Here is a 25,898-nt window from a genome sequence, read left to right as displayed (position 1 = left end):
GCGGCCACACCCGTTCCCATGCCGAACACGGAAGTTAAGCGCTTCAGCGCCGAAAGTAGTTGGGGGTCTCCCCCTGTGAGGATAGGACGTTGCCAGGCCAACGCGAAAGACGATCGAGCATCCGCTCGGTCGTCTTTCTTTATGTGATTATTTTAAACGAAATTACCTAATAGTATTGCTTTATCCTAATCGGTATGTTAATATAATAATTGTCTAGTGGCGATAGCGAAGTGGTCACACCCGTTCCCATGCCGAACACGGAAGTTAAGTACTTCAGCGCCGAAAGTAGTTGGGGGTCTCCCCCTGTGAGGATAGGACGTTGCTAGGCCAACGCAAAGGACGATTGAGCAAATGCTCGATCGTCCTTTTTTGTCGTTCTCGAAACCTTTAATTCTTTCTTTGCGTATAAACACGTGAAGAGGGGGAATCATCATGCACATTCGTGAAGCTACAACCTCGGACCAGACGATATTCACTGAGGTTTCACGGGCAAGTTTTAAACAAGAGGCAGACCGTCTCCGACTACCATATCGAGACTTAAATATTGAACCACCCGGTTATGATGACCAGGCGATGAGCCTGTACTTGATTGAACAATTGACATGCTACGTCATCGAGCTTGAAGGACAAGTCGTCGGTGGAGCCGTCGTGACGTTGACAGGGCAAGATTATGGCCGGATAGACCGCATCTTTATCCATCCATATAGACAAGGTAAAGGGATTGGGAAACGGGCACTACAATCAATCGAGGAGCTTCATCCGACTGTTCGAATTTGGGAGTTGGAGACATCCACAGCCCAACCTAACAACGTGGCATTTTATCGAGCAGCTGGTTACCAGTCCGTCTTCGAATCAGATCAGGAAGTTTGTTTCGTCAAACGAGTGAAGCAACGGACAGATCACATGATATTGCGCTATGAAGAGCTTTCCATTACAGGTGCTCAAGCGTATGGGATGGATGCGAGTCGTGTCTCCATCACGAATAGTAACGTCTCAGAGCTTCAGGCGCACAACTGTAATTTCACGAAGAGCCAATTTCGGAATATCAACTTCAGAGAGACGGAGTTTGATGATTTGAATCTATCTGGTTCTCAGTATCGTTTCGTCACCATGTACGAATCAGGGAGGCCGACGACGTTCTTCCATACAAACCTGACGAATACATTTTTTGAAAACTGTCGGCTCGATGGTGTCCAAATCAAGGACTCATCGATTGACGGCTTAACGATTGACGGGGTACACGTCAAAGACCTGTTAGAATATTATCGAAAAGAAACTGGAGGAATAAAACGTTATGAGTGATCTCTACCAAACCCAACACGACTTACAACAACAGATGGCAGAACGGGACCGACTCGCCCGTAAATTAAAAACACTCGACAAGCAAATTGCCGAACATGAAGCTGTGCGAAAGCAACTTCTCAATTCGTTTACGAAGGAACAGCGCGATGTCTATGACTTAGATTCATTCTCGCTCGTCAACGCATGGCGTAAGCTAAGGGGAACATTCAACGAACAAAAAACGATTGAATTAGAAGAGGCGGCCCGGGCCGAATTGAAGTTACGGGAACATGAGGCGATGGTGGATGAGTTAGCGCTTGAGCGTCGTGACTTATATGAAACATTTGAGACGTATCGTGGAATCGACGCGAAATGGGAGACCTTCCTAAAAGAGAAGGAAACTCATTTGAAGCAAGATTTTACTGTTAGGGAAGAATTATATCGACTCACGGATCAACAGGTAAAAATGAATGAGGTGCTTGTTGAATATAAAGAAGCCATCGTCGCTGGAAATTCAGCACGGACGGCCATCTCGAGAACACTTAAACATCTCGACAGTGCGAAAGGTTGGTCGACGTATGATACGTTCTTTGGAGGCGGCTTGATTGCGACAGCGATGAAACATGATGCCATCGATGCTTCGGAACGGAAGATGCATGAACTTCAAGCTGCGCTCGAGCGCTTCTCGCGGGAGTTGGCTGACGTGAAAGGAGTCGTCAGTGGCTTACAAATCGAACGCGGTTCGCTCATTCAATTCGCTGACTACTTCCTCGATGACATCTTTTCCGAGTGGACGATGCATGGACGAATCAATGATTCGCTAGACAAGGTAAAAGGACTCGATCGTGAAATCGCTCAACTGATTGAGAAAATGACGAGAGAAGTAGAACGTCTAGAACAACAACTCGAAGAAATAGAAACGAAACGAAAACAGCTCATCCTCACACGATGAGCTGTTTGGTTATTCTGGTCGTTTCAACCAATGGCGTAAACCTTTACCCGCGTGCGGTCCGTCGGCGTATCGAGGGATAACGTGCAGGTGGGCGTGAGGGACGGTCTGGTTTGACGCCGTTCCGACGTTCCAGCCAAGTGTATACCCATCAGGACCATACGTCTTCTCGAGGAAGGACTTTGCTTCGTGGAGTAACTCGTATGTATCGCGCCATTCCGAAGGCGTGAGATCGAACGTCGTCGCCCGATGTTGTTTTGGGACGATAACGCCAGAGCCGACGAGCAAGTCCTGCTCACGGTCGTGCATCAAGAAGTAGCATGTCTCATTCTCGGCGACGATCGTCTGAGACGGGTCAAGTTGAGGATGACAAAATGGACAAGTTGACATCGGGTTGGTACACTTCCTTTCTATATGAAGTGTACCAAAAGGGGGAGCATTATGAATGAATTGATTGATATGATGGTTGCCCAGGCCGAACGAGAGCAGCGCACGATTATCGCCATCTCGGGACACGGGGGTGCCGGGAAGACGATATTCGCAGACGCCCTACGCGAGCGCCTCGGAGACGTAAACTACATCAATACCGACCCATATATCACGGACTCAATGTTACGGAAGAGCGCTATGCTCGATTACACGGTCGACGGGCAGGAGCATCATTATAAGATGACGGCTTGTCATCCGTCCGCGCACCATCTACCTTCTCTAGAGCGTGACGTTCGCATGGTTCGTGAAGGCATCGGTTTTTTCACGATTGACGTTCCATACCTTGAACGCACTTGGATTGACCCGACAAAACGGATCACCATCATCGAAGGCATGAGCGTCGCGTTCCTCGCCGCCGATTCGTGGGATGTTTCGGCTTATCTATATACCGACAGTGATACTGAGTTTGCACGACGTTCCGTTAGAGATATCCAGCAACGGGGAATGGATCTCGCATATTTACAGGCTTCGCACGAAGAGCGTCGACTCCAATACGAGCTGTTCATGCATCCGCAGCGTGAAAAGTTCCAAACAATCGTCTCGACGAGTAACAATGTTTGGACAATTGAAAACCACCGCTTATGAAGAACGGTGGCTGCGTAACGTTTCTTGAATACCGAGTCCAAGTCGATCCTGTTCTCGTTCGAGTTGGTCCCACGTGAGCGAGCGATGGCGCATCGTGACGTCATTGGCGATTGACTCGAGTGTACGTTGCTTCTCGATATTGTCGAGCCAGTAATAGACGTCGACCCCGTCCTCGTCGACCCGCCAGAACGATTTGACGACTTCGAACTCGTCGGCCCAGTCACCGACCGGTTTGAATCCATACTTCTCGACGAAAGGATACGGTCGTTCTTCTCCGATCGGGTCGATGACGTTACGGACGAACATGAGCTCGAGCCCGGCATGTTCGGTCGCCTGTAACAAGCGTTTCAAGGCAGGGAGCGGTTCGACTTCGACTTTTTCGATGACATCGAACCAGACCCGTTTGCCGTCGGTGTCCCAGACGGTCGCTTCGACGCTGTATGGTGCTCCGGCTGTTGATGGGGCATACATCGTCAAATCGAACGTGAACGGGATGTGCTCTTCAGCACCCGGTTCAAGCTCGGCGGATAGGACGATTGGGACTTCTTGCAAGTCGGCCTCCCGATTAAACTCGTTGCCTTCGAGCGTGATATCTTTGAACGTCGTCAAAAAATTAAGCGTCAACTCTTGCAGGCGCACGACATGCGAAGTGGTGTTCAACACCCGCAGCGTTCCATGAACGGTCTCGTTCGGAATGAACGGGACAGTGTGAAAATAGACGGATGCGTCCAGTTCGGAAAAGAACCATTTTTTAAAGCGATTACCCCATTTCGACATGACGGTCGCGCTCCTTTTCTCTTATAGATTGCACTCTTTTAAATGTTCCCGATTCCAATTCTGAAAAAACATGAAGAAAAAGGTTGCATTATATAACTACTTCACTTATTATAGAGGATGTCGAAACAATTCAAACCATCGCGGGGTGGAGCAGTCTGGTAGCTCGTCGGGCTCATAACCCGAAGGTCGTCGGTTCAAATCCGGCCCCCGCAACCAATTTTTATTTAATTTCATATGTCGTCGCGGGGTGGAGCAGTCTGGTAGCTCGTCGGGCTCATAACCCGAAGGTCGTTGGTTCAAATCCAGCCCCCGCAACCAATTTTTTAAATGAGATAGCGAAACGATGACGTTTCGTGTTTTTTTTTGCGTAAAATTGAGTGTACAATGAGTACGTATCGCTAGAACCGACTAAAGGAGAAACATCATGTATACATTGATTACCCATTCTGCGGCTGAGACGCAGGCGGTGGCAGAGAAGTTGGCCACACTTGTCAAAGCCGGGACGGTCATAACGTTGAACGGCGACCTCGGTGCCGGTAAGACGACGTTCACCCAGGGCTTTGGTAAAGGCCTCGGTGTCACGCGCAACGTCAACAGCCCGACGTTTACCATCATGAAACAATACCAAGGGCGCTTGCCGCTCTACCATATGGACGTCTATCGTCTCGAAGACACGGGGGACGATATCGGCCTCGAAGAATACATCAACGGCGATGGTGTCGCCATCGTCGAATGGTCGAACTTGATCGAGTCATCGCTTCCGAAGGAACGGCTCGCCATCACAATCGAGCGAATCGGGGACGAGGAACGTCAACTGACGTTCGCGCCCGTCGGCGACGTCTATGATGCGCTGGTGAAGGAGGTGCTCGCATGAAGCAACTGATGATTGATACGGCGACGACACGTCTATCTGTCGCCCTCAGTGAACACGGACAGATTCAAGCCGAGGCGACGGTCATGGTCTCGAAAAACCATGCCGTCACGCTCATGCCGATGATTGAACAACTGATGAATGCGGTCAAATGGACACCGACCGAGCTCGAACGTATCGTCGTGACGACAGGTCCGGGATCTTATACGGGTATCCGCATCGGTGTCACGACCGCGAAGACGCTCGCCTACACGCTTCAAATCCCGCTCGTCGGGGTCTCGGCGCTCCATCTCATGGCGGCGGCCCCGAATACGGAGCTCCCGGTCGTCGCGCTCATCGATGCCCGTCGTGGCAATGCGTATATCGGTCACTATCAACAGAACGAGGCCGTGACACCCGACCGTCACGCCTCGGTCGCAGCTTGGCTTGAAGCCAACATCACAGGACCGTTTGTCGTTGTCGGTGATGTCGAACCGTTCCGTGAGGTACTCGCGTCTTACGACTATACCGAAGCACCGGCCGCGCATAGCTATGGCCGGGCAAGCGATCTCGTCGCGTTAGGTGACGTCACGGACGATGTCCACGCGTTTGAGCCTGAGTATCTGCGTCTCGCTGAAGCGGAAGCAAAATGGCTCGAGGGACAAAACAATGGCTGATATTAAAGTTCGGCGCATGAATTGGCTCGACGTCGAGGAAGTGACCAAAGTCGAAGAAGCGTCCTTCGCCATCCCATGGACGAAAGAAGCGTTCATGAACGAGATGCTCAAGAATGAGCAGGCCGTCTATTTTGTCGCCGTCCATGAACGTCGCGTCGTCGGGTTCGTCGGCGTCTGGCAAATCGTGGACGAAGGGCATATCACGAACATCGCCGTCTTACCGGAATATCGCGGACAAGGCATCGGCAATCTGCTGTTGACGCAACTCGTTGAATTCGCTCGCTCGAAGTCATTGGCGGCGCTCACGCTCGAAGTGCGCGTCTCGAATATCGGCGCCCAAAAGCTGTATGAACAGTTCGGTTTCGAAAATGCCGGACGTCGGAAACGATACTATCAAGACAATAATGAAGACGCCTATATTTATTGGGCGAAGTTAGGAAGTGAAACAGATGGACACATCGCTCATCCTCGCGATTGAATCGAGCTGTGATGAGACGTCCGTTGCGCTCGTGCGTGACGGCAAGACGCTCTTATCGAACGTCGTCTCGTCGCAGATTGAAAGCCATAAACGGTTCGGTGGGGTCGTGCCCGAGGTCGCCTCGCGTCACCACGTCGAACGAATCACGTACGTCATCGATGACGCCCTCAGTGAAGCCGGCGTGACGATGCAAGACGTCGACGCCGTCGCGGTCACGCAAGGACCAGGTCTCGTCGGGGCGCTGCTCGTCGGAATCAGTGCGGCCAAGGCGCTCGCTTTCGCCCATAGTAAACCGCTCATCGGTGTGCACCACATCGCCGGACATATTTACGCGAACGAACTCGTCGAGGAGATGGAGTTCCCACTCGTCTGTCTCGTCGTCTCGGGCGGACACACGGAGCTCGTCTATATGCCCGAGCACGGTGTGTTCGAAGTCATCGGTGAGACGCGTGACGATGCGGCCGGAGAAGCGTACGACAAAGTCGCTCGGACGCTCAGTCTGCCTTACCCGGGTGGTCCTGCCATCGACCGTCTCGCGGCCGATGGGGAAGACACGTATAAGTTCCCACGGGTTCGGCTCGAGGCAGGAAGTTTTGACTTCAGCTTCAGCGGGCTCAAGTCGTCAGTCATCAACGCCGTCCATAACGCCGAACAGCGTGGGGAGACGGTCATCCCTGAAAACTTGGCGGCCAGTTTCCAAGCGAGCGTCGTCGAAGTGCTCGTCGAAAAAGCGATTCGTGCCGTAAAAGAAAAAGGAGCGAAACAATTGCTCGTCGCAGGTGGCGTCGCAGCTAACCGTGGACTCCGTACTGCGCTTCAAGAAGCGACGGACCGCGAAGGCATCCGCCTCGTCATCCCACCACTTGATCTATGCGGAGATAATGCCGGTATGATCGGGGTGGCGGCACATCACGCGTATGTGCGCGGAAAGCGCGATACACTGGCGATGAATGCGGTTCCTGGGTTATCCTTAGAAGAGAGCATGACAGTCTAGGGGGAAATAGAGACATGACGAAACGCATCATCATTGGAGGTCTGGTCGTACTGCTCGTCGTCGCGACGTTTTTGCAAGTACGGGAGATTATCCGCGCCTATAATATCGCCTATCAAGAAGAAATCGTGCCGGAAGCGACACGCGTCCGTTCACTCACAGGAGCAGAATCGCTCGAAGGCATCGGCCGGGTCACGGGTGAGAACACGCTCGTCGAGACGTTGTACGGCTATAAGAGCCTAGACGATCAAAATATCGAGAGCGTCATCGTCGTCGACCGCAACCTCGGCGTTCAGCCGAAAGCGAGCGACGCGTATTACGAGATTGCGCCGGGACGAGAAGCGACCGAAGAAGAAGCGGCGAAGTTCGAGGATATCGTCAACGAGTTTGACGAAGAGCAATTGTTCGCGCAAGTGATCTCGACGCATGAGGCGAAGTATGTGACGAACCGTGAGGAGACACTCACGTTCTATAAAGTGTTCGTCCGTGACGTCGATACGAACGAGTACGTGTTCTTTATCACGGAAGACGGTCTCAAACTCGACTTCCATACACGCGGGTTCCAACCGCTACGTTACTTCTAACTATTAAAAGGGAAGCCGGTCTCCATGATGGAGATCGGCTTCCCTTTTTTATACGTCCGGATGATGTTTGTTCTGTTTGTACCACATATTCACCCAACTCACGATGAAGACGAGCAGGGCGAGCACCCACATGAGGAGCGTCGACTGATAGAAGTGTCCCCACACCGAGCCTGGGGTGTAAAAGCTGTGCACGGTCACATCGACCGGCCAGACGACGAGGCGGATGAACAGCGTGCTCATGAGCAGGCCGCTCAACAAGCTGATCACAATCCCGCTCCACGTCTGGATGATGAAGCCGATGACGACCGGCAAGAAATAAAACAGGAACGACGGGACGACCGTCGGCTCCCCGCGAATCAGTTCGGATACGAATTCCGTCCCCGTCGGCACGATATAGGCGAGACCGCTCAGGAAGGCGTGCATCCATTCGATTCGCATCGCACGGAATCGCATCATGAATGGAGCTCCTCCCATTCTGCGTACAGTGCCGTGATCGATTCTTTCGTCGCGTCGGACTCGGTCGACAGTTCCTGTGCCCGGGCGAAGTCGTTGAAGACGTCCGGTTCACACAACAGCTGCTCGATTTCCTCGAGACGCGCCTCGTGTTGTTCGATCGTGAGCTCGATTTCCTCGATCCGTTGTTTCATCCGGCGTTCCTCGCGTTGTTGTTCCTTGTCGGCGCGCTGTTTCTTGACGATGACTTGTTTCGTCTCTTCGCGGGCGAGTCGGGCCAGGTCTTCGAGTTCTTCTTTCTTCTCGACGTAATATGAATAATCGCCGAGATACTCGTCGATGCCGTTCGGCGTGATCTCTAAGACGCGCGTCGCGAGCCGGTCGATGAAGTAGCGGTCGTGCGACACGAACAGAATTGTGCCCGGATAGTCGACGAGGGCGTTCTCGAGAATCATCTTCGAATCGAGGTCCAAGTGGTTCGTCGGCTCATCCAAGATGAGCAAGTTCGGTTGCTCGAGCTTTAGTTTCGCGAGCGTCAAGCGGGCCCGTTCCCCACCCGACAATTCATGGACACGTTTCATGACGTCGTCACCGCTGAACAGGAACTGTCCAAGCAGGCTCCGGACTTCTTGTTCGCGCATGAGCGGCCAGTCGTTCCAAATCTCGTCGATGACACGGTTGGCGTCCGACAAGTTTTGTTGTTCCTGGTCGTAGTAGCCGATTTCGACGCCGGTGCCGTAGCGGATGTCACCGGTAAGGGGCGGCTGTTGTTTCGTCAACACTTTCAGGAGCGTCGATTTGCCGACTCCGTTCGGGCCAACGAGGGCGACCGATTCGCCGCGCTGCAATTGGAAGCGGAGCTGTTGGGCGATCGGTTCTTCATAGCCGATGGCAAGATCGCTCGCACTCAATACGTCGTTCCCGCTTTGACGTTTGATTGAGAACGAGAGGACGGCACTGCGCTCATCACCGTCCGGCGCTTCCATCCGGTCGACTTTCTCGAGACGTTTGCGGACGCTCTGGGCCCGCTTCGTCGTCGTCGCCCGGGCGATGTTACGCTGGATGAAGTCCTGCATCTTGGCGATCTCTTCTTGTTGCGACTCGAACTGCTTCTTCTCTTGCTCGTAAATGGCAGCCTTCTGTTCAAGGTACTTCGTGTAGTTGCCGACGAAGCGACGGCTGCGGTGGCGGGACAGCTCATAGACGACCGATACGACGCGGTCGAGGAAGTAGCGGTCGTGGGAGACGATGAGGACGGCGCCTTTATAGCCGCTCAAATACTTCTCGAGCCAGCCGAGTGTCTCGATGTCCAAGTGGTTCGTCGGCTCATCCAAGATGAGCAGGTCTGGACTTTGGAGCAGCATCTTCGCGAGAGCGAGACGTGTCCGCTGTCCGCCGGAGAGCGTATCGATGCGGCGTTCGAAGTCGTCCGGATAGAACCGCATCCCGTGAAGGACAGAGCGGATCGTCGCCTCATATTGATAGCCGCCACGGTCTTTGAACGTATGCTGTTCTTCATCGTAAGACGACAAGAGGCGCTCATAGGCGGCCGGGTCGTTCAAGATGCGCTCAGAACCCATGTCTTGCTCCATGCGGCGCAGCGTCTTTTCTTGTTCAATTAAATCGGTGAAGACAGTCAACATTTCGTTCCACATCGTCTCGTTCGACTCTAACCCTGAGTCTTGGGCGAGATAGCCGATGGTGACATCTTTAGGCTTCATGATGTCGCCCGAGTCATAGTTGTATTCCCCGGCGATGACTTTGAGCAGTGTCGACTTGCCGGCACCGTTACGGCCGACGAGCGCGACGCGTTCGCCTTCTTGAATTTCGAGTTTGACGTTCTCTAAAATCGGCTCGACGCCGAATGATTTCGATAAGTTATTGACTTGCAGTAGGATCAAGTGAAAAAACCCCTTTCTCTCTATTTAGTATACTTTATTTCTTCCCCTTTTCAGGTATATTCATTGAGTGGTCATGTGAATTCGTTTACAATCAAGGTGTATGAAATTAGATTCGTTTGAAACGCGTCGTAAAAAGGAGGCTCTTTCCGTTGAGTCAAAACGAACCAAAGATTCCGCAAGCGACAGCCAAACGGTTGCCACTATACTATCGGTTTATCCAAAGCCTACATTCATCAGGAAAACAGCGTGTCTCTTCTGCTGAACTGAGCGAGGCGGTCAAGGTCGATTCGGCCACAATCCGTCGCGATTTCTCGTACTTCGGTGCGCTCGGTAAAAAGGGATATGGCTATAACGTACAGTATCTGTTAGACTTTTTCCGTAAGACACTGAATCAGGACGAGATTACGAACGTCGCCTTAGTCGGGGTTGGTCATCTTGGGACAGCTTTCGTCAACTATAACTTCCTTAAAAACAATAACACACATATCGTCGTCGGGTTCGACGCAGACGAGACAAAAGTCGGCACGACGATGTCCGGTGTCCCGATTCATCACGTGGATGAGATGGAACAGATCATGAAACAAAACAAGATTGACGTCGCCATCTTAACGGTGCCGTCTACCTATGCGCAGCCTGTCGCGGATGACTTGGTCCGCTTCGGCATCAAAGGCATCTTGAACTTCACTCCGGCCAGGCTTACTGTGCCGGACACGGTCCGCGTCCATCATATCGACTTGTCGATCGAACTCCAGTCGCTCATTTACTTTATGCAACACTATCCATCTGCTGAGGGGGTCCATCAATAATGGAATTACTATCATCGTTGCTCGTCGTCGGTATTCCTGGGGGAGCGAGTATCTTCATTATCGCCATCGTCGCGCTTATCATCTTCGGGCCGAAGAAATTGCCTGAATTCGGACGCGCCGCCGGACAAACGCTCCGTGAGTTCAAAAATGCCACAAACGGCATGATGAACGAACATGACGAGAAAGATAAGAAAGAACTTGAGAAGAAAGAGCAGTAATCATGAATCATCAACCTGATCAAGAGCGGGCGCTGTCCGACCACTTGACAGAGCTGCGGAGACGACTGATGCTGTCGGCATTTGTCGTCTTTGCCTTCTTTCTGATCGCTTTGCCGAGTGTCAAATACGTGCTCGCCTATCTGCAGGCGGACCTTGTCGAACGAGGGCTCGAGCTGAACGCCTTTGGGGTCGCGGACCCGCTCATGATTTACTTGAACTTGGCGCTCGTCATCGGGCTCGTCGCGTCCGGTCCGTTTCTACTGTATCAACTGTGGGCGTTCGTCGCACCTGGTCTGCATCCGAACGAGCGGAAAGCGACGCTCGCCTATATCCCGATCATCTTCATCTTGTTCCTGATCGGTCTTGCGTTCGCCTACTATTGGTTGTTCCCGCTCGTCCTCGATATCTCGACGGACCTCGGGCAAGACCTCGGTCTGACGCAAATCATCGGGGCGTCGAACTACTTCACGTTCTTGCTGCAACTGACCATTCCATTCGGACTGTTATTCCAGTTGCCGGTCGTGACGATGTTCTTGACGCGCATCGGTGTCGTGACACCGTACTTCCTGTCATCGATTCGGAAATATGCGTACTTCGCCTTGTTCGTCGTCGCAGCCTTCATCACGCCGCCGGATTTGACGTCGCACCTCATGGTGTCACTGCCGCTCTTCTTCTTGTATGAGATCAGTTTATCGATTTCACGCATCACGTACCGGGGTGTGCTCCGACGTGAGAAAGAGGCGATGGTGAAAGAACAGATGGATTTGATGAAACAAATGAATGAGAAGTAGACACCATGTCATGCGACGTGGTGTTTTTTATAATTTTAGGGCTATTCAATTTTGAAAAAACAACTTAAAATTAGGAGGGTTAAATCAAAAATGGATTATTTTTGAAAGTTGTGCATTCATAAACAGAAATGAGGAGACTGATGAATAAGTGGTTATGGAGCATGCTTGTGGTGCTCGTCATGATGGTAGCACCAGGAGTAGAAGTCCGAGCAGAGGACTATGTCAAGCCGGTAACTATTCCGACAGGGGAAGTCGTAGGAAACAGTGAATATGTGTGGCGTTCAGGGGATCCTGAGAAGCTTGTTCACATTCAGACCGGTGAAGAATATACGTTACCGATTCGTGTGTCTGTTCTTCATAACATTCACGCAATCGGAGACGGTCGATTCATTTTGGAGGGTTGGCAAGAATGGATGGTCTGGAATCCTCAAACCGGTTCAAAGACGGTCTTTCCAATTGAGGCAGGGAGCGGACTTCATGCGGTCGTAGATATTAATCTGGCAGCAGAAACGGTATTGTGGACTGATGACAAAAAATATGTCACCACGTCAATCTCAGGGGACATCCTCGGCTCAATCCCGGTGGCAAGTATGTATGAAGCATACGGACTGCTCGACGATGGGAACGTCCTCGCATTCGTGGACGGTCAAGTGACGAAACGGACGCCGTCGGGTGAGGTGTTGGAGACGCTTAGTACATATTCAGGGCGAGTGAGTGGTGCTTCTTTCATCGAGGAAGCGAACCAGTGGGTCGTTGCGAATGATGACTCTGATACTCTTCTCATTTTTGATATGACGACGAAACAATGGATTGAAAAGGAAGCACCGAGCGCGCGATACCTCATATGGAAAGATGGCGTCTATTACTTCACGATTCGGAAGATGTATACGACGTTTTATGTCAGTTATAACGTCGCTACGAACGAGTGGCGAGAGTCACCGATTGATGACGTCTTCGTTCAAAGACGTGGATCGTGGTATGTCTTTTCTGAGAACCGATCAGCAGGCTATACACCCGAATCATTTTGGAAAGCGCCATGGCAACTGCAAGTAAACGTGCCGAAAACGACGACACGTTATGAGGTAGGTCGTACCTACGATGTGAATGGGACGGTCACACTCGTTGACGGGACAGTGTTACCTGTTCAAGAGGATGCGTTGACTGTGAGTTTAGATCGTCAAGAAGAACCCTTCCTATGGGAGCAAGGTAAACTGACGCTGCAGGCGAATGAGTCGTATAACACGATTTTTAAGTGGAACGACTTAGAACGTCGCTTAGATTTATGGGCATCAAACTACGTGCCGCTCACGCTTGACCCGCCAACGGGTGTCTTGGGCCCGATCAGCGGGAAGACGGCTCCAAATACCCTTGTTTTTGTGAGCGTGACGAAAAGTGGTTATCAATATTCTGACCCGATAGATTCATTAGTGAACTATCAATCGAAGACGGTTCAATCAGATGAAACGGGACGCTTCATATGGCAACCGACGCGCTGGTTCGCACCGGGCTCGCGCGTGAACGTAAGAATTGGGAGTGCGTCAAGTGTATATGCCGATCCGATTGAACGCGTGACGGTAAAAGAGAGTGGAGATACTTCTCAGAACGGCATCACCCTCGTAACCAACTCGGTAAAATCCGGCGTGACGTTACAGACAACACCACATGCTGCTGTCGAAATCGTTGCTCGGAGCGAATGGGGTTATGAGACTTGGAGTGAACAAGCGGATGAGAATGGAATCCTTAACATAAAATCGTTTTCTCATATATGGTTTGGCGTCGGAACAAAAATTTACTACAAACTAAAGGAGTCTCCCGCCTCGCAGTTCCGTCTAGCAGAAGTGAAGACGACGTATGACCCACCTGTCTTCACATGGACTCGGACGCCGTTGATGTATGACAAATCCATCAAAGTCACATCGAGTATCGATCAGGCCTATCGCATTTATCGAAACGGAGTACATGTTGCGACAACCCGCGCGATGCCGTACACGTTCGACTCCCCACTGAAAGAAGGGGAGGTCATCCTCGTCACACGCTCGAGCGGCGAGGCGACGTATGAACTCACGAAGACGGTCCGTGCGTTCACGCCGACGCTCAGTGTGACGGACACGCTGATAACGAAGACGCAAGCGACACTCTCAATCAAAAAAACGAGTACGGCGACAGTGCGCTTCTATGTAAATGACAAACTCGTCTCGGCCAAACGCCTATCGACGACACGTTACACGGTTCCCGCCAAACCGGGGGATCGCGTTCGCGTCAAAGCATCGGTCGGTTCGAAGTCACGTGAGGTCTCACTGACCTTGCCGAAAACGTCGTTGTCGACGCTCTCGATTAACGATGAGAAGTCACTCTGGGTCGGGTACGTGATTCCGAATAGCACGGTCACATTGAAAAAAGGCTCAACGGTACTCGCTACAGCGAAAGCGAGCAGTACCGGACGTGTGACGCTCCGCTTTAGCCGTCAACCGGTCAATACGACGCTCTCGTTGACGAGCCAAAACGGGACGTTCCGACATGTGCAGTCGGTGAAGGTGACGACTGGACCGACACCTACGCTCGTGACGACGATTCCATCAAGTGCATCGAAGACATTGAAGGCGACATCGAACGTCGCGTACGGCACATTGACGCTCACGCGAGGATCGACTCTCCTCGCGAAGAAGACGGTGACCGCCACGTCGACAACGCTCAGCTTTACCCCACAAAAGAAAGGAACAAAATTGACGCTCCGTCTCGTGACGCCGAAAGGCCGTAGCGTGACGAAGACAATCTATGTTCGATAAGAAGAAAGCCATTCGCTGAAGCGGTGGCTTTTTCTTTTAGATGAGGAACAACGATAGGACGTGACACAAGGAAATCGTTCCGGCTGCGGAGCGGTTTTTTGTTGTCACATCAGCCGTTCAAACTTTAGACATAATTACGTGAAAAAGTGAGCAAAGGGATTGTCAAACCTTCTTGTGAAATAGTACACTAAGTTCAGAAAGTAAATGTGATATTTATCACAAACGCTAACTTGCCTAACACTCAAAGGAGAGACAACCATATGAAAATCGCAGTCATCGGATGTACACACGCAGGAACAGCAGCAGTCAAAGGATTACTCGCCAAGCACGACAATCTCGACATCACGGTGTATGAGCGGAACGACAACGTCAGCTTCCTCTCATGTGGGATCGCCCTCCACGTCGGCGGTGTCGTCAAACGTGCGGAAGAGCTCTTTTACGCGTCACCGACCGAGCTCGAAGAACTCGGCGCGACGATGCGCATGAAGCACGACGTGTTGAACATCGATACGGAAGCGAAGACGGTCCATGCGAAAAACCTCGACACGGGAGAAGACGTCTATGACACGTTCGACCGTTTGATCGTCACGACTGGTTCATGGCCGATCGTCCCGACGCTTCCTGGCATCGAGATGACTGGGATTGAGCTCTGCAAAAACTATGGCCACGCCCAACGCATCATCGAGCGGGCAAAAGACGCGACGAACATCGCCGTCATCGGTGCCGGCTATATCGGTGTCGAGCTCGTCGAGGCGTTCGAAGTGTACGGCAAACACGTCACGTTCATCGATAGTGCCGACCGCATCTTGAACAAGTATCTCGACAAGTCGTTCACAGACCAACTCGAGGCAGACATGACGTCACGCGGCATCGACCTCGAACTCGGCCAAACGGTCGAAGCGTTCCGTGGGACAGATGGAAACGTCACGCACGTCGTGACCGATAAAGGTGAGTTCGAGGCCGACCTCGTCATCCTCTGTGTCGGCTTCCGCCCAAACACGGGACTCCTTCAAGGCCAAGTCGACATGCTCGGCAACGGCGCCATTATCGTCGACGAATATATGCGCACGAGCAACCCGGACGTCTTCGCGGCTGGTGACAGCTGTGCTGTCTATTACAACCCGGCGCGCACACATGCCTACATCCCGCTCGCGACGAACGCCGTCCGCATGGGAACGCTCGTCGCTGAGAACTTGATCGCACCGCGTGTCCGTTATCAAGGGACGCAAGGAACGTCAGGTCTTCGCCTGTATGATTGGAACATCGCCTCATCAGGTCTCACGGAAGAAGCAGCTGGACTGTTCGGCCTCGACGTTGAGAGTGTTGTGATTGAAGACGCGTACCGTCCGGAGTTCATGCCGACGGCTGAACCGGTTCAGTTCAAACTCGTCTATGAAGTCGGCACGCATCGCGTCGTCGGTGGACAAGTCCTCTCAAAAGCGGACATGACGCAAGCGGTCAACACGTTGTCGCTCGCGATCCAAAACGAGATGACGGTCGAAGAGCTCGCCTATGTCGACTTCTTCTTCCAACCGCACTACAACAAGCCATGGCACTTCATCAACAGTGGGGCGCTCGCGGCGATGAAAGATAAAGTCAACGCATAAAAAAACTCGGGAGCCGCGGCTTCCGAGTTTTTTATAGATAGCGTGGGGCGTCCTTCATCGAGTTGGCGAGAATCATATAGATGAGGACGTTCCCCGGCACAATCAAGAAGAGCAGACGTACACCGAGGGGCGACAAGTCGAAGTATTCAGCGATGCCGCCGCAGACACCAAAGAGAGAGCGGTTCGTGGCGGATTTACGAAGCGGACGTTTCATAAGCGTGGCTCCTATCTCAACTATGATATGAAAATTTTACCATATAAATTGGTGGCAAGCGTACAATGCACACAGGTTTTTCTTCGTCTGAAGCCGGGGAAGGGGTAAGAGAAAGGCTACGGCACGCAGACGAAGAACTGTGAAGGGGAGTCGGACTATATGAAGATTGGTATTTTAGGAGCAGGGAAAGTCGGACGGACGCTCGGGCGCAAGTTCGAGGACGTCGGCTATGAAGTGTTGTATGGGACACGTTCAGAACGGGAAGGGACGATGTCGCTCCAAGAAGTGGCGTCAAATGCGCAAATCCTCTTATTGACGACACCGTTCGCGGCGGCCGTCGATTTGATTCAATCGCTCCGGGACTTGGACGATAAGATCGTCATCGACGTGACGAATCCAATCGCCAAAGAGTTTGACGCGATTGAGCGACCGGAAGGGAAATCGGGGGCCGAGCATCTGCAGGAACTTGCGCCGCACGTTCGCATCGTCAAGGCGTTCAACCAGACCGGCGTCGAGAACTTGGAGAACCCGAACATGTCGATGATGTTCATCGCCGGAGACGAGCAAGAGTCGGTCCGAGCCGTTCAAGACCTTGCCTCGAAAATTGGTTTCGACGCCCATACGCTGCGTCACTTGAAACTGGCGCGAGAACTCGAGTCGCTCGCTTGGTTATGGATTCATTACGCGACGAAAGAACGGAAGCACCGGAACTTTGCGTTCTACTTGAAAGAGAATAGCTTCTAACAGAAAAGACGGTCACGCGTTGGCGTGACCGTCTGGTCGTTAAAAGGCAGCTTGACGCTCAGAGCGTGTTTTCAACGACTCAATCGTCTCGCGCTCGATTGCTTCGACTTCGCGTTGTTGCCAGCCTGGCATGAGGAACGCGTCGACGAGCGCCCAAATGCCTGTGATGATAGCACCGAAACCAATCGTCAAAACGACCATCAAGAGCATGGCGATGCCCGTCCCTGTTTTCTTGAAATAGAAGCGGTGTGCGCCTAACGCGCCGAGGAAGAACCAAAGCAAGTACGCGACGACGAGACTGCGTTTCTTTTTCTCGACTTCGCTGTTGACGAGGAGCATTTCCTCTGTCGATAAATCGGTACGTGAATAATTCATGATGTGATGTGCCTTCTTTCCAAAAATTGATATAATGAATGCAGTCTTTATTGTACCGGGAAACGGATGAATTCCCATGATTTTCTATTATTTATTTTTGGAAGCGAGGAACAACCGAATGGGTTTTGCGATTGTGACGTTCATCGTCGCGTTTATTCACGTGATCGCCGGAGCGGTCGTCTTACATAAGTATCCGCAATATAAATCGATCGCCATCAGTGTGATCGTGCTCGGTTTCGTATATGGTCTATTGACGGTGGGGTTCATCGTCCTATGAACAAGTTCTTGAAACCTCGAGTGAGCTATACAAATGAAGATGCATTGAAACTCGGGATGTTCATTATGCTCGGGCTCACCATCATGGATGTCTTAGGTGGTAACGTGCCAGATATGACTTTGGCGCTGGCTGCGACTCTGTTTTATGCGTGGCGCCGTGACATCGCGGCGACACTTGGTGAGGAAGCATCTCGTGCTATCGGACGTGAATCAAGTGAACTGACATTACGAGGTGTCGTCGTCGCCTTGATGATTGGACTCTTCGTCTCGTTCTTCATGGATACGTTGACCTACTCGCTTGAAGCCCTCATGTATTACGGATTGGCGTTTGTGTTCGGATTAAAAGGGATGGGACTCTGGTTCTTTATGCCGGAAACAACGGTCGAGACCGAACTGAATTAATATGAAGAACGATGTGGCACACGCCGCATCGTTTTTTCTTATGGTTGATGTCGGACGAAAACGTGAATAGGACAAAGAGTGCTGTTATTGTCTGCATTGGATCGGAAGGAGTTTTGTTATGTGTACAGCAATCACGTACGCTCCGCACGCCCACTACTTCGGCAGAAACTTAGACCTGAACGTGTCCTATCACGAACAAGTGACGATCACGCCCCGACACTATCCATTCAACTTCAGGCGGATGGGCGAGAACGCGAACCATTACGCGATGATCGGAATGGCGACCGTCGTGGAAGACTACCCGCTCTATTACGAGGCGACGAATGAAAAAGGGCTTAGCATGGCCGGGCTGAACTTCCCAGGGAATGCCGTATTCAAGCCGGAAGTCGACGGAAGAGACAACATCTCTCCGTTCGAATTCATTCCGTGGATCCTCGGACAATGCGCGACGATTGAGGAAGTGAAAGAGCGACTGGCGACGATTCATCTGATCAATCTCAACTTCAGTGACGCGCTCCCGCTTCACCCGCTGCACTGGATCATCGCCGACAGTGATACCTCGATTGTCGTCGAGCCGATGGCGGACGGGTTGCGTGTGTACGACAATCCAGTCGGCGTCTTGACGAACAATCCGTCGTTCGAGTATCAGCTGTTCAATCTGAATGATTATCGGCACGTCTCGACGAAACTGCCGGCCAATACGTTCGCGCCGACATTGAATCTCGATGCCTATTGTCTCGGTTTAGGCGGACAAGGCTTGCCGGGTGACTTATCGTCGACGTCGCGTTTCGTCCGGGCAACGTTCGCTACCTTCAACTCGGTCTGCGAACCGACCGAGGCGTCCGCGGTCGGGCAATTTTTCAAACTGTTGGATACGGTAATGCAAACGCGTGGCCTGAACGAGGCTGGGGACGGGACGTACGAGTATACGATCTATTCCTCATGTTGTAACGTCGACGACGGCATCTATTATTACCGGACGTATGACAATAATCAAATCACGGCTGTGTCGCTGTTCCATGAACCGTTAGACAGCGAGCAATTGATCACGTATCGCCTACAACACCAACAACAAATTCATTATGAGAATTGAGAACAGCCCTCTTCGCGCGAAGGGGGCTGTGTGTTACAATGTGTCGTTATAGAGCGGGGCCTCATCGTTCGTGCTGATGACTTTCAGGTGACGCTCGTCTTTTACATAGACGCTCTTATAAGCGACGCGTTCACCTTCATAAAATAAGATGACGCGGTTGCCGTCGTTGTCCGTCTCGACTTTCGGTTCATACTGCGCAATTTCAATCGTCTCTTCGAGCACGCCATACTCTTCGTATGTAGACAAGTCGTCTTCGTTTGAGCAGGCGACGAGAAACAGGGAGGCGAACATTGCGAGAAGTGCTTTCTTCATCGTATCTCTCCTTATTTGATAGTTTACCTATCAAATATAACGTAGATTGATATCTTTTTCAAAAGAGAGCCAGGATGAGTCAGAGAGGGTGGTCATGCACCGATGACTAACACGACACGTCCTTCTTCTAACGCAAGTGATTTGATATTTCCGACTTTCACTTTTTGGAGCGGTCCGATCGCACTCAAGTCGAGCGTCAGCGTTCGGGCATCGTAAGCGATATAAGGGGAGTGGTTTAAAAACTTGTCGTTGAAGATTTCTTTATCCGTAGGCTCGACCTTCACGACAGTGAACACAATTTTCCGCCCGTGAGTCTCTTTTGGCACCAATGTCAGTTTCATCCGAACATCTTTCGAGAAGAAAGCGACCCCGACTTTCTTTGTCCCTGCTAAAATCAATTGTCCGTTGGTGATCTCGACGGTCACATCAGACAGCTCGGGGATTTTTGGACTTATGAACGATTGAAGTTTGGACGCCTCGAGTGGGACTGTGACCGCTACGTTATTCATCATCTTCTTAAACATACCTCCAGCTCCCTTTACCATTTTTATACTACTACAAATTAATTATACCTTTATTTTACAATCTTGAACCCTTTGTTTTAGAGAAAGTGATCCATAAGAAAAGACCAAGCTGCGCGCTTGGTCTTTTCTTTATGCCGATTTATCGGTCTTTTCTTTTTTCGCTTTTCGAGCGAGCGTCAAAATCTGATACACCTTGAAGAAGTCATACGCGGCTACGGCGATGATGAAGTACGTCCAGAAGCTGAAGCCGTACTCTTGTACCGAGTAGTAGGCGAGGACGGTGAACAGAATCCCGAATGAGAGACTGAACAAAAACATAACTTTTAAGTGTCGCGGCATCAATGCCACCTCATTTCTACATTAAGAATAATACGACCATGACGAGCGCGTTGTTAAACGCGTGAATCGCGATCGGTACGATCAAGCGACGCGTCTTGGCGTAAGCGACCGTGAAGGCGAAGCTCATCGCCACGTAAACGAGAATCTTGTTGTCACCGTGGATGAGCGCGAACAAGAGCGAGCTGACCGCAAACGCGATCCAGAACCCGAAACGGGCGCTCAAGTTACCGAACAAGATATGACGGAACAGAATCTCTTCCATGATTGGTCCGAGCAAGACGACCGAGAGCGTCATGACCGGGACGAGCCGGACGATATCCGCGATTTGCTCGGTGTTCTGTGACCCCATGACGTCACCTGAGATCGCTGTCTCAATCAAGTTGGCGACGATGACGAGCCCGTACTGCATGAGGATCCCGAGCCCGATCCATTTGACCGTATCGTTCAAGTTCGACTGGATGCCTTGCTGCTTATATAGCTTCAAGTCGGGCCACAGCAAGAAAATCGAGATGACGATCGTCAAACTGAACCCGATAGCGAACCAAAGTCCAGTTGCCGTCGGCGTGATCCATTCCGGACGCACTCCGCTAATCAATACCGGAAAGAATTGAACAAACGCATACAGCAAAATCGGGATGATATGCCGGAGCCGAATGTTAGGCGCCATCGAAAAACGGGTATTTATCGATTGGTTTGAGTTTAGTGTAGCCAATTGAACACGTCCTTATTCCTAAGAGTCAACGTTCCTTTTAACCATTGTAACAAATAAGGTCTCTTGACCGCGAGTGGGAGCATTTTTTCGATGTTCCCGCTTGCATTTTCAGGCGTCTCATACTACACTAATCAATGTTAGCACTCCTTTTTGACGAGTGCTAAAACTTACGATTCAACGATACATCATTCATATTCGGAGGAGGTTTTTTCTATGTTAAAACCACTAGGCGATCGCGTCATCATCGAAGTCGTGGAGAAAGAAGAAAAGACGATCGGAGGCATCGTGCTTCCTGACACGGCGAAAGAAAAGCCGCAACAAGGACGCGTCCTTGCAGTCGGTACAGGCCGCGTCACGGACCAAGGTGAGCGAATCGCGCTCGACGTCAAAGAAAATGATTTGGTCATCTACTCGAAGTACGCGGGTACCGAAGTGAAGCATGAAGGCAAAGAATACTTAATCGTTCGAGAGAGCGACATTCTCGCAATCGTAGGCTAAGACTCACCATTTTTCAAAAACTTTTTTAGGGGGAAATGAACAATGGCAAAAGAAATCAAATTCTCAGAAGACGCACGTCACGCGATGCTTCGCGGTGTCGACGCACTCGCTGACGCGGTAAAAGTCACAATCGGACCGAAAGGACGCAACGTCGTCCTCGAGAAGAAGTTCGGCTCACCGCTCATCACGAATGACGGCGTGACAATCGCGAAAGAAATCGAACTCGAAGACCACTTCGAAAACATGGGCGCGAAGCTCGTTGCTGAAGTCGCGTCGAAGACGAACGAAGTCGCAGGGGACGGTACGACAACGGCGACAGTCCTCGCTCAAGCGATGATTCGTGAAGGTCTCAAAAACGTGACAGCCGGCGCGAACCCGATGATTCTCCGTAAAGGAATCGACAAAGCGGTTCGTCGTTCACTCGAAGAGCTCAAGCTCATCTCGAAACCGATCGAGTCGAAAGAAGCAATCGCCCAAGTCGCGGCCATCTCGGCAGCGGACGAAGAAGTCGGCGAGTTGATCGCTGAAGCGATGGAACGCGTCGGTAACGACGGCGTCATCACAATCGAAGAGTCACGCGGTTTCACGACAGAACTCGACGTCGTCGAAGGCATGCAGTTCGACCGTGGTTACTTGTCACCATACATGATCTCAGATTCAGACAAGATGGAAGCGGTGCTCGACAACCCGTTCATCTTGATCACAGATAAGAAAATCTCGAACATCCAAGAAATCATCCCAGTGCTCGAGCAAGTCGTGCAACAAGGGAAACCAATTTTGATTGTCGCAGAAGACATCGAAGGCGATGCGCTCGCGACACTCGTCTTGAACAAGCTCCGTGGTACGTTCAACGCGGTCGCGGTCAAGGCACCAGGGTTCGGCGATCGTCGTAAAGCGATGCTCGAAGACCTCGCGACGCTCACAGGCGGCCAAGTCATAACCGAAGACCTTGGCCTCGAGCTCAAGTCGGCAACGCTTCAACAGCTCGGACGTGCATCGAAAGTCGTCGTCACGAAAGACACGACAACGATCGTCGAAGGTGCTGGAGACGAAGCAACGATCAAAGCACGCGTTCAAACGATTCGCAACCAAATCGAAGAGACATCATCTGACTTCGATCGTGAGAAACTCCAAGAGCGTCTCGCGAAACTCGCAGGCGGCGTAGCCGTCGTCAAAGTCGGCGCAGCGACAGAGACAGAGCTCAAAGAACGTAAGCTCCGCATCGAAGACGCGCTCAACGCGACACGCGCAGCCGTCGAAGAAGGTATCGTCGCCGGTGGTGGTACGGCGTTCATCAACGTCATCCCAGCCGTTCGTGCGTTGCTTGCAGAAGTGACAGCGGATGAAGCGACAGGTGTGAAACTCGTCCTTCGTGCCCTCGAAGCACCGGTCCGTCAAATCGCGGAAAACGCGGGTGAAGAAGGTTCGGTCATCGTCGAGAAGCTCAAGAACGAATCAGTCGGCATCGGCTACAACGCCGCAACTGGCGAGTATGTCGACATGATTGCACACGGTATCGTCGATCCGGCGAAAGTGACGCGCTCAGCGCTTCAAAACGCAGCATCCGTCTCAGCTATGTTCCTCACAACGGAAGCGGTCATCGCAGACAAGCCAGAACCAGCAGGCGCTGGCGGCGGCATGCCTGACATGGGCGGCATGGGTGGAATGGGCGGCATGATGTGATTCATACGCTCTAACGAAAACCATTCATCAGCGAAAGCTGATGGGTGGTTTTTTTGGTGTTTTTAGTGATGATTAACGATTAGAAAAGTCAGTTAAGAATTCTTCTTCACTATCAATTGTATGCTTTAAGTAATCTTCATGTTATATAATGGAATTAATAAAATGAAAAAGTAATATAATGTATTTTATAATTCTATGTTGATAAGGGGGAATTGATTTTGCAAGAAGCGTTATATGAAGGAAAAAACATAACTCTATCCGTTTTATTAGATGGGAAGAAAGAAATTCGGGAACTGAAAAAAAGTTCGGATAAAGGAGCATTTAGCTGCCCATATTGTAATGAAACACTGATTTTAAAGTCTGGAAATAATCGAATACAACACTTCTCTCATCGGCATTCCGAGTCATGTGAACTCTCCATTGAAAGCGAAAGATATCATAAACAGGTTGAAAGGGAGTCAAAGCAGCATTCGGTTATAAAAAACTTTATTTACGATGAATTGAAAATGCAACAGAAATTGAAGAAAGAACTCGAAGTTGAATATGGGTACTTGGCAAAAGGGGCAGAAAAGTGGAGTTTTTATCCTGACATTATCGTAAAAAATATAGATAAAGAAATAGCGATTACGGTGCTTACAAACGTTACACAAAACCGCGATGAAAAATTGACAAATCAAATTATTAAGCGAAATACATACTTTAAAGAAAAACGACTTATACCGATTTGGTTCATTGAAAATACAGAACAGTCACTTGATTTAAATCGTCATGTGATCCATCTTTGGGAAGCTGAGTTAAGTCTTGCGATGGAGACTCCTGAAGATTTAATGTGGGAGAAATTGTTGAATGAAATGACAGTTGATCAATCCTTATTTGAACTATTTGATTACCATCATCAAAATACGCCAGGTTCTTATAAGGTTCGAAGCCTTTACTATATTCAATCTAAAGAAGATAGTATTCAAGTCTCTGTGCAACGCTTTATTGAAGATGAAAAGACAAGTCCATTCCGAGCATTCATTTTAAATAAAGGGTACGAAATTAGCCTTTCTACTGCGCTGTTAACTACCCAAACTTTACAGCTAAGCGATCCGAAAATCGAAATACAGCTAAGAGATTCCTTTTTACAAGAATTGCAGCAGAAGGAAAAAGAACACATAGCGAAACAAAAAGAAATCGAAGACGCACGTAGAACTGAATTATTAAACAAGGGTCACGATTCATCAAAACGTCAAGAAAGCTCGAAGGATTTGCTAACAAAAAGCTATTTTCGAACTGAAATTTTAGAATATATCAAAACCTGCAGTGCAAGATTGATTAATTCTGACGATGTAACAGGATATTTAGTGTTTAATGGAGCTTCAAATGAGCGTTACAATACAGGCCGTTACAAAATTTACACAGACGTTTGTGCTTGTCTCGATCAATTAGCCGAAGAAGGTGTAGTGGAACTTTTCGAAAAGGGTGGGCAACGGGATAGAACGTATGCTGTAAAAAATATATAAAAGCATAAAACACTCGGGTCGTTTAATTTAACAATACTTTAAAGTACGTCCATGGGATTCGGATGACCTGATTAAGGCATTGCTCCAAGTAAATGATGAATTAGACGAAGACATGCAGGCTTCCTTGCCTCTGAAACGAGCGTGGGTCACTGTCTCAGCGGAATGATGTACTAAAAGGAGAAACAGAATTTGAGACGAAGAATATCTATAATTATGATAGCAACTGTGTTCTTGTTAAGTGGTTGCGATGGAGTTGATAAATTTGGAGCCAATGCGGATTACGTTGCTGAAGAATCAGAGCGTGGGATGGAAGGACGAGCGGCAGCATCGGAGTATGAGGAAGAGCAATATCAAGTATATTTAGCGATTGTCGAAGAATTGGAGGATCTTCGAGAGAGAAACGAAGAGTTGGAAGAAGAAATTTTTAACTTAACAGAGTATAGAGATAGTCGTGAAGACGCATATGAATACTTCTGTGAGTATGGGTACGATGAGATTAGTGAATCGACGTACAACGAGTTATGTAATTAAAAAAATCACTCTTAAAGTCTCTGCTTTTGTCTAGCAGAGACTTTTTTGACCCTGTATAAAATCTTACTCACTTTATAAGCTTCAATTATATAAAATTAGTCCGTAATCTCAAAATCCTTACACAAATCTTTCCAAATAAGATTGTACCCTTAACCAGCTATCGTTAGAATAAGAATAGAGTAAGAAAAAAATAATGTTGGAGTGAGCTTATGAAACTTAGGCTATTTTATCGCACCCAGCGAGATGTCGCCAAAGCTCTGAATGGACTGATTGATTCATATTGGAATTGTGACATTGATGAAGATTATTTGCTTCAAGGTGTTCATAACCTCTATGAACACAACGGAGACAAAATGATTAAAAATCGTCAATTCACAACGGTTTTAATACAACAGAGTGGAAAGCGAAGATTAGCTATCGTCAAAAGAATTCTAACTGATCACATTGATTAAATGGTTTTGGGAAGG

At 50.1% G+C, this 25,898-nt stretch carries 31 protein-coding genes, 2 tRNA genes, 2 rRNA genes and 1 pseudogene; 26 read left to right on the top strand and 10 right to left on the bottom strand.

The annotated features are described in order from the left end of the window. The 4 genes from rrf (KNP95_RS13590) to KNP95_RS13575 form a co-directional block, all read left to right on the top strand. A 5S ribosomal RNA gene (rrf, locus tag KNP95_RS13590) occupies positions 1 to 98 on the top strand; the annotation flags it as partial. A 114-nt stretch (positions 99 to 212) separates the two neighbouring features. Then, positions 213 to 328, top strand: a 5S ribosomal RNA gene (gene rrf, locus KNP95_RS13585). A gap of 104 nt (positions 329 to 432) precedes the next feature. Then, a complete protein-coding gene (locus tag KNP95_RS13580; protein ID WP_214837791.1) occupies positions 433 to 1,302 on the top strand; it encodes a GNAT family N-acetyltransferase in 870 nt (289 codons plus the stop codon). Next, positions 1,295 to 2,233 carry a coiled-coil domain-containing protein gene (locus KNP95_RS13575; protein WP_131472760.1) on the top strand — a complete coding sequence of 313 codons (939 nt, stop codon included), beginning with the start codon at positions 1,295 to 1,297 and terminating at the stop codon, positions 2,231 to 2,233. Before KNP95_RS13580 ends, KNP95_RS13575 begins: the two co-directional genes overlap by 8 nt. Before the next feature lie 9 nt (positions 2,234 to 2,242). Here KNP95_RS13575 and KNP95_RS13570 read toward each other — a convergent pair whose 3' ends face one another. Further along, on the bottom strand, positions 2,243 to 2,620 hold the full coding sequence (locus KNP95_RS13570) for an HIT family protein (RefSeq protein ID WP_029596217.1): 378 nt from the start codon (positions 2,618 to 2,620) through the stop codon (positions 2,243 to 2,245). A 51-nt stretch (positions 2,621 to 2,671) separates the two neighbouring features. Between KNP95_RS13570 and KNP95_RS13565 the strand changes: the two genes are divergently transcribed. After that, positions 2,672 to 3,304: a uridine kinase family protein gene (locus KNP95_RS13565; protein WP_214837788.1), complete on the top strand. Its 633-nt coding sequence runs from the start codon at positions 2,672 to 2,674 to the stop codon at positions 3,302 to 3,304. Here the strand turns inward: KNP95_RS13565 and KNP95_RS13560 are convergent. Beyond that, positions 3,299 to 4,081, bottom strand: a complete 783-nt coding sequence (locus KNP95_RS13560; protein ID WP_021065391.1) for a sporulation protein — start codon at positions 4,079 to 4,081, stop codon at positions 3,299 to 3,301. The two genes, KNP95_RS13565 and KNP95_RS13560, sit on opposite strands and share 6 nt — an antisense overlap. A 139-nt stretch (positions 4,082 to 4,220) precedes the next feature. Between KNP95_RS13560 and KNP95_RS13555 the strand changes: the two genes are divergently transcribed. The 7 genes from KNP95_RS13555 to KNP95_RS13525 all read left to right on the top strand — a co-directional run bounded on the left by KNP95_RS13555 (position 4,221) and on the right by KNP95_RS13525 (position 7,661). Further along, positions 4,221 to 4,297, top strand: a tRNA-Met gene (locus tag KNP95_RS13555). Positions 4,298 to 4,322: 25 nt separating this feature from the next. Further along, positions 4,323 to 4,399, top strand: a tRNA-Met gene (locus tag KNP95_RS13550). 106 nt (positions 4,400 to 4,505) lie between these two features. Then, positions 4,506 to 4,955 (top strand): tRNA (adenosine(37)-N6)-threonylcarbamoyltransferase complex ATPase subunit type 1 TsaE, encoded by a 450-nt coding sequence (gene tsaE / locus KNP95_RS13545; protein WP_214837785.1) that lies wholly within the window; start codon positions 4,506 to 4,508, stop codon positions 4,953 to 4,955. Then, positions 4,952 to 5,608 carry a tRNA (adenosine(37)-N6)-threonylcarbamoyltransferase complex dimerization subunit type 1 TsaB gene (gene tsaB, locus KNP95_RS13540; RefSeq protein ID WP_214837782.1) on the top strand — a complete coding sequence of 219 codons (657 nt, stop codon included), beginning with the start codon at positions 4,952 to 4,954 and terminating at the stop codon, positions 5,606 to 5,608. The genes tsaE and tsaB overlap by 4 nt, the downstream gene beginning before the upstream one ends. Next, positions 5,601 to 6,086 carry a ribosomal protein S18-alanine N-acetyltransferase gene (gene rimI, locus KNP95_RS13535; RefSeq protein WP_214756769.1) on the top strand — a complete coding sequence of 162 codons (486 nt, stop codon included), beginning with the start codon at positions 5,601 to 5,603 and terminating at the stop codon, positions 6,084 to 6,086. The genes tsaB and rimI overlap by 8 nt, the downstream gene beginning before the upstream one ends. Next, positions 6,058 to 7,080 carry a tRNA (adenosine(37)-N6)-threonylcarbamoyltransferase complex transferase subunit TsaD gene (gene tsaD / locus KNP95_RS13530; RefSeq protein WP_214837779.1) on the top strand — a complete coding sequence of 341 codons (1,023 nt, stop codon included), beginning with the start codon at positions 6,058 to 6,060 and terminating at the stop codon, positions 7,078 to 7,080. Before rimI ends, tsaD begins: the two co-directional genes overlap by 29 nt. Positions 7,081 to 7,094: 14 nt before the next feature. After that, positions 7,095 to 7,661 (top strand): hypothetical protein, encoded by a 567-nt coding sequence (locus KNP95_RS13525; RefSeq protein WP_021065386.1) that lies wholly within the window; start codon positions 7,095 to 7,097, stop codon positions 7,659 to 7,661. Positions 7,662 to 7,709: 48 nt separating this feature from the next. Here the strand turns inward: KNP95_RS13525 and KNP95_RS13520 are convergent, their stop codons facing one another. Further along, positions 7,710 to 8,117: a hypothetical protein gene (locus KNP95_RS13520; protein WP_214837776.1), complete on the bottom strand. Its 408-nt coding sequence runs from the start codon at positions 8,115 to 8,117 to the stop codon at positions 7,710 to 7,712. Next, on the bottom strand, positions 8,114 to 10,015 hold the full coding sequence (locus KNP95_RS13515; protein WP_214754774.1) for an ABC-F family ATP-binding cassette domain-containing protein: 1,902 nt from the start codon (positions 10,013 to 10,015) through the stop codon (positions 8,114 to 8,116). The genes KNP95_RS13520 and KNP95_RS13515 overlap by 4 nt, the downstream gene beginning before the upstream one ends. Before the next feature lie 149 nt (positions 10,016 to 10,164). Between KNP95_RS13515 and KNP95_RS13510 the strand changes: the two genes are divergently transcribed. The 5 genes from KNP95_RS13510 to KNP95_RS13490 all read left to right on the top strand — a co-directional run bounded on the left by KNP95_RS13510 (position 10,165) and on the right by KNP95_RS13490 (position 16,223). Further along, positions 10,165 to 10,821: a redox-sensing transcriptional repressor Rex gene (locus KNP95_RS13510; RefSeq protein ID WP_021065383.1), complete on the top strand. Its 657-nt coding sequence runs from the start codon at positions 10,165 to 10,167 to the stop codon at positions 10,819 to 10,821. Beyond that, positions 10,821 to 11,039: a twin-arginine translocase TatA/TatE family subunit gene (locus KNP95_RS13505; RefSeq protein WP_021065382.1), complete on the top strand. Its 219-nt coding sequence runs from the start codon at positions 10,821 to 10,823 to the stop codon at positions 11,037 to 11,039. The genes KNP95_RS13510 and KNP95_RS13505 overlap by 1 nt, the downstream gene beginning before the upstream one ends. Positions 11,040 to 11,041: 2 nt before the next feature. Beyond that, positions 11,042 to 11,830 carry a twin-arginine translocase subunit TatC gene (gene tatC, locus KNP95_RS13500; RefSeq protein ID WP_214837773.1) on the top strand — a complete coding sequence of 263 codons (789 nt, stop codon included), beginning with the start codon at positions 11,042 to 11,044 and terminating at the stop codon, positions 11,828 to 11,830. Between the two features lie 140 nt (positions 11,831 to 11,970). After that, positions 11,971 to 14,616: a hypothetical protein gene (locus tag KNP95_RS13495; protein ID WP_214837771.1), complete on the top strand. Its 2,646-nt coding sequence runs from the start codon at positions 11,971 to 11,973 to the stop codon at positions 14,614 to 14,616. A gap of 260 nt (positions 14,617 to 14,876) precedes the next feature. After that, entirely contained in the window at positions 14,877 to 16,223 is a 1,347-nt protein-coding gene (locus KNP95_RS13490) for an FAD-dependent oxidoreductase (protein WP_058765575.1), read from the top strand. A gap of 31 nt (positions 16,224 to 16,254) precedes the next feature. On the opposite strand, the gene KNP95_RS13485 is transcribed toward KNP95_RS13490, so the two are convergent. Next, positions 16,255 to 16,437 carry a PspC domain-containing protein gene (locus tag KNP95_RS13485; protein ID WP_214803638.1) on the bottom strand — a complete coding sequence of 61 codons (183 nt, stop codon included), beginning with the start codon at positions 16,435 to 16,437 and terminating at the stop codon, positions 16,255 to 16,257. Positions 16,438 to 16,593: 156 nt separating this feature from the next. Here KNP95_RS13485 and KNP95_RS13480 point away from each other — a divergent pair. Further along, positions 16,594 to 17,181: pseudogene (locus KNP95_RS13480) on the top strand (NADPH-dependent F420 reductase); the annotation flags it as partial. A gap of 39 nt (positions 17,182 to 17,220) precedes the next feature. On the opposite strand, the gene KNP95_RS13475 reads toward KNP95_RS13480, so the two are convergent. Beyond that, positions 17,221 to 17,556 carry a TM2 domain-containing protein gene (locus KNP95_RS13475; protein ID WP_214799892.1) on the bottom strand — a complete coding sequence of 112 codons (336 nt, stop codon included), beginning with the start codon at positions 17,554 to 17,556 and terminating at the stop codon, positions 17,221 to 17,223. 118 nt (positions 17,557 to 17,674) lie between these two features. Between KNP95_RS13475 and KNP95_RS13470 the strand changes: the two genes are divergently transcribed. The 3 genes from KNP95_RS13470 (at position 17,675) to bsh (ending at position 19,327) form a co-directional block, all read left to right on the top strand. After that, positions 17,675 to 17,833 (top strand): hypothetical protein, encoded by a 159-nt coding sequence (locus KNP95_RS13470; RefSeq protein WP_021065374.1) that lies wholly within the window; start codon positions 17,675 to 17,677, stop codon positions 17,831 to 17,833. Next, positions 17,830 to 18,234 (top strand): hypothetical protein, encoded by a 405-nt coding sequence (locus KNP95_RS13465; protein WP_214803635.1) that lies wholly within the window; start codon positions 17,830 to 17,832, stop codon positions 18,232 to 18,234. Before KNP95_RS13470 ends, KNP95_RS13465 begins: the two co-directional genes overlap by 4 nt. A gap of 118 nt (positions 18,235 to 18,352) precedes the next feature. Then, a complete protein-coding gene (bsh, locus tag KNP95_RS13460; RefSeq protein WP_214837768.1) occupies positions 18,353 to 19,327 on the top strand; it encodes a choloylglycine hydrolase in 975 nt (324 codons plus the stop codon). Positions 19,328 to 19,360: 33 nt separating this feature from the next. Here the strand turns inward: bsh and KNP95_RS13455 are convergent, their stop codons facing one another. The 4 genes from KNP95_RS13455 to KNP95_RS13440 form a co-directional block, all read right to left on the bottom strand. Then, positions 19,361 to 19,639: a hypothetical protein gene (locus KNP95_RS13455; protein ID WP_214837766.1), complete on the bottom strand. Its 279-nt coding sequence runs from the start codon at positions 19,637 to 19,639 to the stop codon at positions 19,361 to 19,363. Positions 19,640 to 19,731: 92 nt separating this feature from the next. Beyond that, a complete protein-coding gene (locus KNP95_RS13450; RefSeq protein WP_214837763.1) occupies positions 19,732 to 20,151 on the bottom strand; it encodes a hypothetical protein in 420 nt (139 codons plus the stop codon). Between the two features lie 141 nt (positions 20,152 to 20,292). Further along, the gene (locus KNP95_RS13445) at positions 20,293 to 20,502 is read right to left on the bottom strand and encodes a YdiK family protein (protein WP_021065367.1); all 210 of its coding nucleotides are present in this window, start codon (positions 20,500 to 20,502) and stop codon (positions 20,293 to 20,295) included. Between the two features lie 16 nt (positions 20,503 to 20,518). Further along, entirely contained in the window at positions 20,519 to 21,214 is a 696-nt protein-coding gene (locus tag KNP95_RS13440; protein WP_251138565.1) for a CPBP family intramembrane glutamic endopeptidase, read from the bottom strand. A 213-nt stretch (positions 21,215 to 21,427) separates the two neighbouring features. On the opposite strand from KNP95_RS13440, the gene groES reads away from it, so the two are divergent. From groES to KNP95_RS13415, 5 genes are all read left to right on the top strand, one after another. Next, positions 21,428 to 21,712, top strand: coding sequence for a co-chaperone GroES (gene groES, locus KNP95_RS13435; RefSeq protein WP_021065365.1), 285 nt, complete (start codon positions 21,428 to 21,430; stop codon positions 21,710 to 21,712). A gap of 42 nt (positions 21,713 to 21,754) precedes the next feature. Beyond that, positions 21,755 to 23,395 carry a chaperonin GroEL gene (groL, locus tag KNP95_RS13430; protein WP_058765593.1) on the top strand — a complete coding sequence of 547 codons (1,641 nt, stop codon included), beginning with the start codon at positions 21,755 to 21,757 and terminating at the stop codon, positions 23,393 to 23,395. A 218-nt stretch (positions 23,396 to 23,613) separates the two neighbouring features. After that, positions 23,614 to 24,900 carry a competence protein CoiA family protein gene (locus KNP95_RS13425; protein ID WP_214837760.1) on the top strand — a complete coding sequence of 429 codons (1,287 nt, stop codon included), beginning with the start codon at positions 23,614 to 23,616 and terminating at the stop codon, positions 24,898 to 24,900. A 189-nt stretch (positions 24,901 to 25,089) separates the two neighbouring features. Further along, a complete protein-coding gene (locus KNP95_RS13420; RefSeq protein ID WP_214837758.1) occupies positions 25,090 to 25,431 on the top strand; it encodes a hypothetical protein in 342 nt (113 codons plus the stop codon). Between the two features lie 209 nt (positions 25,432 to 25,640). After that, complete coding sequence (locus KNP95_RS13415) at positions 25,641 to 25,883, top strand: TIGR04540 family protein (RefSeq protein WP_214837755.1); 243 nt, start codon at positions 25,641 to 25,643, stop codon at positions 25,881 to 25,883. Positions 25,884 to 25,898: the final 15 nt, after the last annotated feature.

Origin of the sequence: Exiguobacterium sp. s36 (assembly GCF_018618345.1) — a bacterium.
Taxonomy (GTDB): domain Bacteria; phylum Bacillota; class Bacilli; order Exiguobacteriales; family Exiguobacteriaceae; genus Exiguobacterium; species Exiguobacterium chiriqhucha.
This window is presented reverse-complemented; position numbering and strand designations above follow the sequence as displayed.